Origin of the sequence: Pedobacter sp. MR22-3 (assembly GCF_026240075.1) — a bacterium.
GTDB lineage: Bacteria > Bacteroidota > Bacteroidia > Sphingobacteriales > Sphingobacteriaceae > Pedobacter.
This window is the reverse complement of sequence record NZ_JAPIVF010000001.1, coordinates 679,624-692,113: the sequence shown is the minus strand read 5'-3', so window position 1 is coordinate 692,113 and position 12,490 is coordinate 679,624. Positions and strand designations below refer to the sequence as shown.

Here is a 12,490-nt window from a genome sequence, read left to right as displayed (position 1 = left end):
ACCACGTAATGCTTAGCGAAGCTAAATCTATTTATAGATCTCTCCACTTCGCATTGCTCCGGTCGAGATGACGATCATTCTATTGGATTTGCTAATTTTAAAAAACTCAGTATGCGCTGTGATATGCCGCTGTAAATCTCTATGGCTAAAAAAAGCTAATGTTTGATAGTTTAGCATGAATAATCGCTAAGCTCTCAAACATGAACGATTAAAACATCAATCTATCCTAAAAAGATTGCTTCGGCTCCTTCAGTCCGGCCTCTGTCTTGCGAGATGACCATTTCGAACGCAGTGGAGAAATCTGATCAGAAAGAAACTTTTAAATTTTGCTTTACGGTTTTCCTTTAGGAAAAAAATTCTTGCCGCCTTAGGTTTATTGTCTAAAATAATTTAAGATGAAAAAGTATTATGTAAACAAAAATGCCCAAAGTAACGGCGATCATGAAGTTCATGATGAAAATTGTACTTACTTACCTTCCAGTGATAACAGGAAGTATCTGGGTGAATTTTCTTCATGCAAGGGTGCAGTAACAGAAGCGAAAAAAACTTATAGCAAATCAAATGGTTGCAGAACATGTTCCATAGACTGCCACACCACCTAAAACTGATATCGCTTTAAGTGTTTAAAATTGCAGGATTGTTTCCTATTCATTTTAAGAATAAGAGGCAATCCTTTTTTAGTGTTTATATTCCAATTTAAAAAACATAATCACCTGTAAATCAAGATTTAGCTTTTTTATAAATAGTTTATCATTTTACGGTTTTCCGTAAGGAAAGCCTCTTTAAGCTACATAGTTTTGGAGTATCAAAATTAAAAAACATCAAAATGGCTTGGAGCTTTCATAAACGAATTAAAATTATCCCAGGTGTTCATTTAAACTTAAGTAAAAGTGGCATATCCACGTCCATTGGGGTTAAAGGGGCAAGTATGACTTTCGGAAAATCGGGAACTTATCTAAATACTTCTCTTCCGTTTTTAAACATTAACAACAGACATAAACTGCCGGGTTCAAACACTACTCCTGATAGCTACGATCGCGATGCGCCTCTGCATCTTTTTGGGAATATTTTTAGTGCAGATGTGCAGGAGATAACCAGTCAAAATATGGCAGGGGTAAAAGAAGCCATCCTTTTGGCCCGGCAACAAAGAAAAGAGTTAAAAAGTGATCTGCTAAACATTCAGACAGCATTGGGCACTTCAAAAATGAAACTGATTTTAAGTTACCTATTCCTTTATGGGTTGATAAATAAAACAATACCCAAAAATTTGAAGCTCAATATTGAGGCACAAAAGGAGGCTATAAAACAAACTACAGATCTGATTGATCACTGTTACGTGAAACTGGATGTAGAATTCGATTCAGAAATCAGAGAAAAGTACGAACAGCTAATTAAAGCATTTAAAAATTTAACTACCTCGCATAAAATTTGGGATGTAACCAGTGCACACTTTCAAGACCGTGTTGCTACGCGTTCATTGGCCAGCACTATTGTAAGCAAAAGAGACGTAAAGTTCTCTTTTAAATCGCTTGCTGAGATCAGGTCTGATGTTGAAGCACTTTATTTTGAAAATGCAAATGGCGCAGATTTATACTTCTACCCCAGTTTTATCATAATGTACGCTAACCAGAAAGATTTTGCCATCATCGGACTTGATGAAATTAATGTACAGCAAAGTTATGTGCGGTTTACAGAAACAGGAACGGTACCCCGCGATTCGAAAGTTATTGACAAGACTTGGGCAAAAGTAAATAAAAACGGCACACCGGATAAAAGGTTTAAAGGTAACTATCAAATTCCGATCGCCAAATATGGACAGATCAACCTCCGTACAAATACAGGCTTAAATGAAGAATACGAATTTAGCAATTATGAATTTACAGAAGCATTTAGTCAAACGTTTAGGGATTACCAAGCGACAATAAAATACCGTTGATGAAACAGATGAATGAAGATAATAAGGGTATAATTACAGTAAGGTTTACAGGTGTCATCTGTGCCATAGCATGTTTCATCGCTATACTAAAGTTGCCCATAGAATATTATGCCTTTTTAAGAACCATTGTTTCATTGGGAGCGGCATTGCTTATTTACAGCTGGATTAAGCAAAAAAAATATTCCTTAGCCATCATTTTTGTTCTCGTGCTTATCCTTTTTAACCCCCTATTTCCCATTTACCTGCATAGAAAAAGCATCTGGATCCCATTGGATATCATCACCGGACTATTGTTTTTAATTATTGCTTTTTATAAGAAAAGTGAACCTGAAAAAAAAGAAGAAAAAGCGGCTGAAATTTTACCCGTTCAAAAAACATACCCCAGAGACCGCATTGTTTCGGCAAAAAGAAATACAATAATCACATCATAAATCAACCCAAAACTTAATGTTATGATTGCCCAAATAGAAGAATTTTTCAACCCAAAAACAGCTGATCTGCCTCAGGATGGAAATATAAAAATTAAGGATCCGGTTACCAATGAAACAGAAGAGGTAAGAAGGAGAACTTACCACGAAGCTGGCTTTAGGGACGCATCTAGAAACAGTGGCAGCCCTTTGGCACTCTCGATATGCTTAAATGCCATTTATGCCAGGTTTCAAAATGAAGAAAAGGAGTTGGTAGAAAAACAGCAACTGGCGAAAGAACCCTATATCAGTGAGCAGAAAACTAAAGAAACCGAAATTAAAACACTGGTCATCAGTAAAGAAAGTAAAGAACAGCAGATTAACAAGGTGGAAAGCGATATCAGGGCCGTAAAAGATCATATTGAAGAGTTAAAATTTGAAATTAACGACCTGTCCCGGAATCTCGAGAAATACCACATCAGTGCTTCAAAAGGTGCTTCAAGTAAGTTCTGGATTGGTTTGATCATCCTGATGCCTTTAAGCCTGTATTTATTTACCTTTTATATTTCTACCTCTTATTCTGCCTTTTTTAAACCCTTTGATGCCAATAGCACCATCATTATGAATGTGCTCGATTCTAAAGCTTTTGAAAAGGCCTGGCAGGATGGATCACTGGAAGGTGCATTTGTAACCTTTATTCCCTTTGTGTTTTTAGGTTTGGGTTATTTGATTCACATGTTTGGAGAGGTTAAAAGTGTGATAAACTATATTAAAGTTAGCTTACTGTTACTTACCACCTTTGTTTTCGATGCCATTTTAGCCTATCAGATTGAAGAAAAAATATATGAATTGAATAGAACTGTTGATAGCCAGGATTTTAATATTCCAATTGCTTTTAGCAAAATCCAGTTCTGGGGAATCATCTTTGCAGGTTTTGTAGTGTATCTGATTTGGGGTGTAGTGTTCGATTTTATCATGAAAGAACACCGGGAGAAAGACAAAATCAAACATGAGCAATTGCGTAGAAAAAAAGACATCCAGATTCATCAGGATAGGATAGCCGATATTGAAATTCAAAAGGCAAAATTGCTCGAGGAACTTAGTGAAATCAAGAAAAGTTCGCTGGAGGCACAGGGAAGGGTTACTGCATTGCAACAGATAATCGATGCTGTAATTATACCAACGAAGGAGTACGTTTTATATGCTTCAGAATACATGCAGGGATGGATCACCTTTATTAACCAAAAACTGCATATTTCTCAATATGAAAAAAGTACGCTCGAAAGTGAGTGTATTGCCTGCTATCACGAAAACCTTAAACGTGTAGGGGCCAGTGAAGATTCCCAAAATGCTGTTTATACTACTACGTTATAAAGCCCAAGATCATGAATTTAAAATTATCAAACATATTGCTGGGCATCTTAATGACCAGTGTTTTTGCAACCGAGGCTAAAGCCCAGCCTGCGAAACAGAACCTTAATATCAGCTTTTTACTGGATTTATCTGATCGGATTGATCCTAAAAAGAATCCTGGGATTTACCAACGCGATCTTCAGTATATTAAATCAGTACAAAAGTCCTTTATTAATCATGTAAGAGGAAAAAAGATGCTGCTGTTAAAAGACCAGATGCAGGTTTTCTTTAATCCTCTGCCCAATATCCCCAACATTAATGAATTAAGTGAACAATTAAAGGTTGATTTTAATCCCAAAACCAGTAAAAAGGATTTCCAAAATATAGATAAGGTTTATACCGATAATCCTACTAAAATTTACCAGAGCGCCATTAAAGATGGTAATTATGTGGGCTCCGATATCTGGAGGTTTTTTAAAAATAATGTACAGCAATATTGTATTAAACCAGATCATCGGAATATTTTAGTGATACTAACCGATGGTTACATGTATTATAAAAACAGTAAAATTGAAGAGGCAGGTAAAAGTTCCTACATCACTCCGCAATTTCTTAGCTTGAAAAAACTCACGACAGCAAATTTTCCTGCCGTTATGAGAAAGAACAATCTTGGTTTTATTACCTTCCCTTATAATTTGAAAGAACTCGAAATAATCGTTTTGGGCATTAAGCCATCCGTTAATAACCCTTACGAGGAAGATGTGATTAAGCAATATTGGACAGATTGGTTTAAAGCAATGAAGGTGAAGAAATTCGAACTACGGACGACTGATTTAGCTACTAATTTAGCGCCTGTAATTAATGATTTTATTCAGGGAGGCTATAAACAATGATCCGATTTATAACTATTTATCACATTCAAAAAAATCTTCATTAACAGAGAAAAACTATCCCATAATTTCCCTCAATCATCCTTTCATCATGAAAACACTCTCTTTACTTATCCTCTTCTTTGCTAACATGACCTGCAAAGAAACCCTTACAGTGTACATCTGCAACAGTCCGAATGCCAAAAAATACCATAATAATTCAAAATGCCGCGGTTTACGCAATTGCACTTACAGGGTTATTTCCATTGATATCGAAAAAGCCAAAAAAGACGGCAAAACACTATGCGGCTGGGAAAAGTAAGCCTGCTGCTATTGTTGCTCACGCTTCAGGCCTGCTTTATCCAGCCAGGAGGAAATAAAGGCATAAATTATAGTAATCTTGTTTTTACAGCCAAAGTAATCCGCATTTTAGATGGCGATACCATGGAAGTTTTATATCAGGATTTTCCCATTAAAATCCGGCTGGCCCACATTGATTGCCCCGAAAAAAGACGCTCACAACCTTACGGTCAAAAAGCAAAAAAAGCCCTGTCAGATTTATGTTTCGGACAGCTGGTGGAAATACAGGGCCAAAAATACGACCGCTACAAAAGATTAATCGCGGTGGTTATTAACCATAAAAAACAAATAATCAATCAGGAAATGCTGAAGCTGGGCATGGCCTGGCATTTTAAAAAATACTCAACCGATCTCTTATATGCCCGGTTAGAAATCACAGCCAGGAAAAACAAAGTGGGTTTATGGCAGGATAGTAGTGCCATAGCCCCCTGGGAATGGCGGAAATCAAAAGCGCCATTGCCCGGAAAATAGGGTTAGCGTAAAAGCCGCCCAATGGGCAGCTTTAACTATTTGATTGATATTTTTTATTTGGCTAACACCATTGCATTTTGCGCTGCTTCCATCATCGCTTCAGAAGCATATGATGCAGATTTAAGACTGGCAAAGTCTCCTAATTTCACATTTTTCATATTGCTGGCGATCATGGTACTTTGATCGGCAGTACCATTTAATTTTAATACTGCATCATCCTTAACAATGGTATACAAACTGCCTGTTGTCGTTTTAATCTTCGCTGTAGCACTCTGGTTCAAAAACAACTGAAGGTATTTTACATCGAAGTTATTGCTGGTTACCACCACCGATTGACCGTAAGCTTCAATTCTTTCTAAATCTTTTACAGTAATATTCAGTATGACCTGATTGGTTTCCATGGAGTTGATGAACAAGGTTTTTCCATCAGTTGACACGAAGGTTTTTGCAGCGTCATAATTACTGGTGCCCGATACATTTTGCTTGTCACCCTGCGTTAAGATGATTTTTACATTCCCGCTCACCCAAATTCTGTTGAATGTTGATAATGAGGCAGTTTTTGTTTCTGCTTTAACGGGCTCAGCGGCAAAAGTGGCCATTACTGATGAAGTGAATGCGACTGCTGTTAATGCTGCTGCGAATACTATTTTAGTGAAGGTTTTCATATCTTTATGTTTTAAATTTTTGCTATTGTTTTGTGATTAAGACGCAGCTGTCCATCAAACGTTGCAGGCAAAAACCCGGTATTATACCAGCATCAGTAACCGCTAGACCAACGCCTGTAATTTCTAGACGAACGGTTATGGGTTATCTGGCCTGATTTTTTTAAATCCAGCCTTTGCGGCTACACAGATGTTTGTCATCGGCTTTCAAAAATGTGGTGATGTTCATTTTATTTGCCTGTTCACGTATCATGAACAGCTTGGTTTCTTGAACACACCGGGCTATACCCTAAAGGTCATAATTTGGCGTTGTATTGTTGTTTATACCCTTTAGGTATAAATAGTCCTGCTCATATTTTGGTCAATATCTTCATAAAGCCAGGCTAGACCTTCGTTTTCTCTTGGGACTTGAACAAAGAAAATAGGCATTAAAGCCAGATAAGTTGAATCAAGTAATGAATTATTTATGGCAACCTCTTCATCCGCTTCATACTGCTACATTTCTTTGAATTTAGATTTGCAAAGGTATCTGGATAAAATAATTCTCTTTACAATGAACACAGTATCGTTGATGGATATACAGGCATAGGTCTGACTTTACTCCACTACTTTTCGCCTACCAGAACGTTACTGGGGGAAGCTGTTTTACTTGCCTGAATACAAAAAATAAGTTTTTTTCCCGTTGTCAGTCATTATAAGTATTATTACAAGTATGACACAGACAAGGAATTACAGCTTACTGATAGTTTTCATGCTCAGTTTCACGGTTTATTTACCCTTCACGGCAGCTCAGGTAACACAGAACTATCAGGTGTATAAACTCGAAAATAAAATCGGCACAGAAAAAGTTTCCATTGCGGGAAGCACTGACAACACTGCTGTTGATATCACTATCCGTACCGTAGACCGTGGTCAGGCTTTAATGCTTACCGCTGCACTAACGCCAAATGCTACTGGCACAAGATATACCTCCATCGGACAAACGTCGCGTTTCAAGCAAGAAAAAATAGATCAACTGTATTCCGCCAGCCAGGGTTTTCCTTTGAGCCAGAACGGCTCTATAAAATTGAGAGAAATGCTGATTGATTGTTGGATTAAAGCAGCACGTCCTGCCTTTGTAAAATCTGCATTAGATGGATCCGCTATCCGAATCAGTGAAATAACTGACATGACAGATGCATATAAAGTAAGTGGATGGAAAACCTTTCTGATCAACAATGGCCTGGATGAGATATTCTGGACAGATGCGCAGGGTAAAGCTGTTTTTTTAACCACAATAGATAGTGAGGGTGACAAGAGAGAGGTGATTGATGAACGGTATCTATCGGCATTCACCAAGCTCAATCAACAATCAACACACCATTTGCTACAGGCCTATACAGATAACAGTGGCATCTCTGCCAAAAAAAATCCTGCAATTGCCATTTTAGGTGGAACAATCATTGATGTTACCCACCATGGCGAACTGCAAAATAACACTATGGTGCTGATCATCAAAGGAAAAATAGACTATGTAGGAACCATTAACAGGTCGCTAATTCCACCGGGAGCACGCCTGATTGATGCAACCAACAAATTCTTGCTTCCTGGTCTGTGGGATATGCATGCACACATATTTCACCCGTCTTATCTTCAGCGGGAGTTACGCTCAGGAGTAACTTCAATCAGAGATATGGGTAATGAGTTTGATTTTGCAAAACAGCTGATGGATATGGTTAGAAAGGAATCAACACCAGCCCCCAACTACTATGCCGCCGGGCTTTTGGATGGCAAGTCACCAGCCACACTGGGGACCATGCTAGCCACTAATGAAAACGAAATCAAAAAAAATATAGGTGCCTACCATGATGCTGGTTTTAGGCAGATAAAAGTATACAGCAGCGTTAAAAAGAAAGACTTTAACAGTATCGTGGAAGAAGCCAAACGGTATCATATGGATGTTGTAGGGCATTTACCAACAGGCTATACGGTAAGCTACTTTATTAATAACGGAATGCGGAGTATCAGTCACATCAATTATTTCATGAACAGTATAAACTGGTCTTCCAGTGACCTGAAAACAGCTAATCAAAGTCTGCTGGATAGCATGAGATCGCATCATACCTTTTTGGATCCCACATTAAATGTTTACCAGTTGGCGGGAAATAAAAAAGTGGCCTATTACCAGAAGCTTGTTAAGCTCTTTGCCGATAACCATATCCCAATCGTGGCCGGAACAGACAATGAGGGGACTATTGCCGATGAGATTCAGAATTATATACGATGTGGTATAAGTCCCCTTAATGCGATCAGGTCTGCAACGATCATCCCCGCTGAAGTAATGGGTGAAGCGCAAAAGAACGGAAGCATTAGCCAGGGCAAAGATGGCGACATTTTGATTCTTGATGAGAATCCACTGCTCCATATCAATACCTTGCAACACATTCCTACCATCATCAGGAATCAGTTTGTGATCACCAATTGAATCATCGCGTTTACCTATTCAGGGTATTGCGAAGTATCCCTGTCATGATGCTTACTTTAGCCATCTCAACTTTACACCTATACTAATGGTTGGCTTTCAGCCCATTATGAATATCATTACTTTGTTTAGGTAATGAAAGCTTAATAAGCGCCGAATCTCCCGTCATCCTGAGCGATTTAACATGCCCGTCAAAGCTTAGCCTTTTATCATCCAGCATGGTAAAATGAATTGATGTACCGACGAAACCAGAACAAGTTTTATTTAAATAACTTTCTGACTATCAAATACTTGAAAAATACAATTCCGACTCACTAACTATCAAAATCACCTTTTTTTGGTCTCAAATGTTATCATTCAAATTTACTAAATGAACTGAAATAATGCAAGGAATAATTCATATGTCATAATATTTTGCGTCTGGTTCCGATTGGAAAGAGGTATCTATTTGACTTTCATTTTATGCGAATGTGCTTAAGTTTTAATCAAAAGGTATGTACTGTAGAATCTCCCTGGCTAAGCGATTTTTAAGATTTATCTTATTACCTTTTGGATGCACCTTCACCAAATGAAATGAAAACGCATTGAAATCCTTAAAGCGTAAAACAAAACCGCCTGATCAGGGTATTGAATCCAATAAAGGAAGCAAGTGCCTTTCTCAAGAACTGCTCTCCATCTGGTATGGCTTTCAATACCTCACTCAAGCGAATGAGATCGGAATTTAAGCTTCCAATGCTGTTTTGAAGCGGATCGAGAAACTTCTCGAGTGTTCCATTACCGCTTCCAGCAGTCATGATTGCAGCATCAAGCGACGCAGACAATCTTTTAAACCTGCCATGGTAGACCGCCAGCAGAAACATAACCATAAAGAAGGAATTCTCTTCCTCGCTTTTCAGGTATTCCAATCCCTCATGAGACCGCACGATTTTATAGATATTCACAAAGCGCTTAATCGCCCTTGGGTTTGATCCCAAGATTCCTGACATTTGTTGGATCACCTGGCGCTCCATCAGCGAGAGTTTAAGGTGTGCATCTTTAACCCGCTCGCTGTCTCCTCCCGAATCGTGTTCTCCATAACCCAGATCCAGCTCGGTACTAGCGTGGGCAACGACATCCAAATGGGCAGATGATCCAGTAGCAACCAGCCCAGCACCTGAATCGGTCATATCGATACTCGGCGCGTATCTGCTTGCATCAGAGACCTCTTCGCCAACATCAATCAACTGGGCCAGCATGTTCTTTACCGCCGCATCATTTGCCTGCTTAAGATGAAAGGGTACCTGAAAGATCTTTTCCAGGTAATCTGCGGCTGTCACTTCATCCTGCTGGTTTCCCTCGCCAAACTGCTTATGGTAGCGGATGGCCAGCGCTTTTTTTACCCATCGGGGATCCACGCCAACCACTACCACAAACAGGGGAAAGGCCATAAGCAGATTGACCGCCTCTAGTACCTCCACGACACGTTCCTCTGGACAGCGGTCCAGGTCATCAATGTACAGCACAATCCGCTCCAGCGGCTTATCAAAAAGCTTCCTAAAGGCCTGTATCTTTTCCTCTGCTTCCTGGCTGCGCTCCTTTTCCTCCAGATTGTGGTCGACAAAAAGATTGCTGAGTACCTCGAAGTCCTTGCGGATGATCGACACGATACCTAGGTGCTTTTGGTATTCCCCGCTATTACAGCGTTTTTCGATAAAGCTGTAAAGGGCCTCGGTCGCTACTGCATGCTCATTTCGAAAGTTCAGCTTACTCAGTTCCTCCTTAGCCTTTATTAGGCCTTGATCAAGTGATTTTAATTCCGCCTGATCCGCCAAGATCTGCAGTTCAATTGCCTTTTCTTGCCGATCTGCCTCCAATTTTGCCTTGGCGATCTCGTCTCGGTAGTCTTCCCGGATCTTCCAGAATGCCGATATCAGAGTGGCCACCTTTCCATATGTCTTTTTAACTCGGATCAAGATGGGTGTAACTACCGCCAAGAGAAAAACCGCAGACTGAATCGAAGGCAATATAGCCAGATCGGTAAATCCCATTATCTTGTTCACCAACCAGGGCATTACCGCAATCATTAAAAGTACCAATGCCAAAAAAATCAGGTTCCCGACAAGACGCTTTTGGTCAAGGAACGCGGAAACGAAGGCATATCCAGACTTCGCCTTTTCATAGGCTTCCTCCGGATTATCTAAATAACGTTGTGGGACTACTTTTTGGATCTCCTTCATGCTCATCTGGATATCTTCATCATTTTTGATCATATCCTCCAGCCTTGAGCGCACCTTAAAGGATTGATCCAGCTGTAGGGCAGCCTTTTTGAAACTGCCCCGCTTGATAGAGTTTATCCTGGCAGTCAATATGGTTTTGGCACTTGATTTTTTGGCCTGAAGTTTCTTTATTTCCAGAGTAACCCTGGCTTTTTCATCAGAAATCTTAGACAGTTCATCAGAGGTGATGACGAGCTGCTGGTTGAGCTGTTTCTGAATCAACCCTTTTTCATCATCAGTCGCATTTTGTCCCTTGATATAAAACTGCAAGCCCTCAAAGATTCTGCTCACCATGCTCGCCCAAAGGTTCGCATCCATATAAGACCAAGCATTGAAATGAATCTGTACCACACCGCTGCAATAATTTGGAAGGCCACAATAGTCCTGAATTTGCATATTGAGCTTATTCATAAAAAAACTCTTTCCAGACCCCCATTTGCCAAAAAGCGCGACAGAAAGGGGCGGGATAAAATCCTTTGCAGCGATAATCTTGGCAAAAGAGGTATAATCCATTTCCATCTCCAAATGATCGGTTCCCTTGTCACTGTCACTGCGTAGGGAGGCAATCTTGGACGTGGCTCTAATGGGAAGTTCTGGGCCTGGAAGCAAATCTCCTACCTCGGTGTAAATGGCTATTGCTTCCTCCAACTTTCCCATAATTGTCTTCGTATTCTTCGCACCGACCCTTGCCACCGCCCGGTCATATCGGTGTTCAGTCGCTAGCCTTAATTCCAGGTCCTTGAGCTTCCAATCTACAATGAGGTTCTCTCCATTGCCCGCATTATATGTGACTACTCCGATGGCTATCACTACTAGGCCCGATCTTTCTTCGATATCCTGATAGCGCTTCACCAGTATACGTGCACCAAGTTCAATCTCTTTGACTAGCGGAATCGCATTTAAATGTTTATTGATCCATATGCCCTTTTCCAGGTATTCGCTTAATTCGGTCTGAGCAGGAGGCTCGAAAAGATAAATCCTTTCAAGCGATACAGTTTCCTCAACAGCTAAGCTGGGTTCAGCAGAAAGGATACGATGGTATAAATTTATGTCCTTAATATAGATCGAAAGTTCAGCAGATAGGTCACTAGCCAGTAGTCCCCTCATCCAGGTTTCATAAAGTTTCACCCCTTCAAGTCCGCCTGCACCCGAACCAATTAGGGGCATGGCAATCGATTTGGCCTCAGTTAAACTCGACACGATCGAGAAGATGTTGACAATAAGCTTCTCAATCGCCTCAAAGCTGCTATTCTGCTCATCCACTGCCGCGGCGAAAAGCAGCACAATGTCCCTGTTTACTGATTTCTTGAAGAGACGCATTGCTACACTACTAAGTTCCAGGTTGCCAAGATCATCCTTGAACCGATACCCTAGTTCTCGGTCAAGCCCCAATCTAAAGGGACTACCGATGGTACCTAACGTAGAGCATGGGATGACGAAGACATCTGCATGCGCTTTAAAAAGGTCTCCAAGTACCAGTTTAATTTGTTCAAGTTTCATATGGAAAGCATTAATTTATCCCGCTAAAGTAAGTCAATCACTCTAGAAGTAGAAAAAAGGCTCTAAATTTATGTTGCGGATGTTCCTTTTTAACATCAGAGTATGCTGGGAAGGGGGGATAGGATGGAAATGCGATCCAAGCTTTGCCAATTAAATCCGAGCATACTCCTAAGTGCCTATAAGACAATCGAACACATTATGCAGAAAATACCTAAT

Annotated in this window: 10 protein-coding genes; 8 read left to right on the top strand and 2 right to left on the bottom strand. The window is 40.0% G+C overall.

Annotated features, from left to right (window positions below; translation table 11 throughout):
• The first annotated feature begins 395 nt into the window (after positions 1-395).
• From OQ267_RS02985 to OQ267_RS02955, 7 genes are all read left to right on the top strand, one after another.
• On the top strand, positions 396-602 hold the full coding sequence (locus OQ267_RS02985) for a hypothetical protein (protein WP_265819481.1): 207 nt from the start codon (positions 396-398) through the stop codon (positions 600-602).
• Positions 603-826: 224 nt separating this feature from the next.
• Positions 827-1,936: a DUF4236 domain-containing protein gene (locus OQ267_RS02980; RefSeq protein WP_265834832.1), complete on the top strand. Its 1,110-nt coding sequence runs from the start codon at positions 827-829 to the stop codon at positions 1,934-1,936.
• On the top strand, positions 1,936-2,367 hold the full coding sequence (locus tag OQ267_RS02975) for a DUF6804 family protein (RefSeq protein ID WP_265834831.1): 432 nt from the start codon (positions 1,936-1,938) through the stop codon (positions 2,365-2,367). The genes OQ267_RS02980 and OQ267_RS02975 overlap by 1 nt, the downstream gene beginning before the upstream one ends.
• A 21-nt stretch (positions 2,368-2,388) precedes the next feature.
• Positions 2,389-3,717 carry a hypothetical protein gene (locus OQ267_RS02970; protein ID WP_265834830.1) on the top strand — a complete coding sequence of 443 codons (1,329 nt, stop codon included), beginning with the start codon at positions 2,389-2,391 and terminating at the stop codon, positions 3,715-3,717.
• An 11-nt stretch (positions 3,718-3,728) separates the two neighbouring features.
• Positions 3,729-4,589, top strand: a complete 861-nt coding sequence (locus OQ267_RS02965) for a hypothetical protein (RefSeq protein ID WP_265834829.1) — start codon at positions 3,729-3,731, stop codon at positions 4,587-4,589.
• A gap of 88 nt (positions 4,590-4,677) precedes the next feature.
• Positions 4,678-4,887, top strand: coding sequence for a hypothetical protein (locus OQ267_RS02960; protein WP_088301148.1), 210 nt, complete (start codon positions 4,678-4,680; stop codon positions 4,885-4,887).
• Positions 4,869-5,396 (top strand): thermonuclease family protein, encoded by a 528-nt coding sequence (locus tag OQ267_RS02955; protein WP_265834828.1) that lies wholly within the window; start codon positions 4,869-4,871, stop codon positions 5,394-5,396. The genes OQ267_RS02960 and OQ267_RS02955 overlap by 19 nt, the downstream gene beginning before the upstream one ends.
• A gap of 53 nt (positions 5,397-5,449) precedes the next feature.
• Here OQ267_RS02955 and OQ267_RS02950 read toward each other — a convergent pair whose 3' ends face one another.
• On the bottom strand, positions 5,450-6,061 hold the full coding sequence (locus tag OQ267_RS02950; RefSeq protein ID WP_265834827.1) for a GIN domain-containing protein: 612 nt from the start codon (positions 6,059-6,061) through the stop codon (positions 5,450-5,452).
• A 748-nt stretch (positions 6,062-6,809) separates the two neighbouring features.
• Here OQ267_RS02950 and OQ267_RS02945 point away from each other — a divergent pair.
• On the top strand, positions 6,810-8,522 hold the full coding sequence (locus OQ267_RS02945; RefSeq protein ID WP_265834826.1) for an amidohydrolase family protein: 1,713 nt from the start codon (positions 6,810-6,812) through the stop codon (positions 8,520-8,522).
• A 590-nt stretch (positions 8,523-9,112) separates the two neighbouring features.
• On the opposite strand, the gene OQ267_RS02940 is transcribed toward OQ267_RS02945, so the two are convergent.
• A complete protein-coding gene (locus OQ267_RS02940) occupies positions 9,113-12,274 on the bottom strand; it encodes a P-loop NTPase fold protein (protein ID WP_265834825.1) in 3,162 nt (1,053 codons plus the stop codon).
• Positions 12,275-12,490: the final 216 nt, after the last annotated feature.

Excerpts from the sequence above, each read along its gene's own strand:
- OQ267_RS02985 (WP_265819481.1), top strand. The coding sequence starts at position 396 with ATGAAAAAGTATTATGTAAACAAAAATGCCCAAAGTAACGGCGATCAT.
- OQ267_RS02980 (WP_265834832.1), top strand. The coding sequence starts at position 827 with ATGGCTTGGAGCTTTCATAAACGAATTAAAATTATCCCAGGTGTTCAT.
- OQ267_RS02975 (WP_265834831.1), top strand. The coding sequence starts at position 1,936 with ATGAAACAGATGAATGAAGATAATAAGGGTATAATTACAGTAAGGTTT.
- OQ267_RS02970 (WP_265834830.1), top strand. The coding sequence starts at position 2,389 with ATGATTGCCCAAATAGAAGAATTTTTCAACCCAAAAACAGCTGATCTG.
- OQ267_RS02965 (WP_265834829.1), top strand. The coding sequence starts at position 3,729 with ATGAATTTAAAATTATCAAACATATTGCTGGGCATCTTAATGACCAGT.
- OQ267_RS02960 (WP_088301148.1), top strand. The coding sequence starts at position 4,678 with ATGAAAACACTCTCTTTACTTATCCTCTTCTTTGCTAACATGACCTGC.
- OQ267_RS02955 (WP_265834828.1), top strand. The coding sequence starts at position 4,869 with ATGCGGCTGGGAAAAGTAAGCCTGCTGCTATTGTTGCTCACGCTTCAG.
- OQ267_RS02950 (WP_265834827.1), bottom strand. The coding sequence starts at position 6,061 with ATGAAAACCTTCACTAAAATAGTATTCGCAGCAGCATTAACAGCAGTC.
- OQ267_RS02945 (WP_265834826.1), top strand. The coding sequence starts at position 6,810 with ATGCTCAGTTTCACGGTTTATTTACCCTTCACGGCAGCTCAGGTAACA.
- OQ267_RS02940 (WP_265834825.1), bottom strand. The coding sequence starts at position 12,274 with ATGAAACTTGAACAAATTAAACTGGTACTTGGAGACCTTTTTAAAGCG.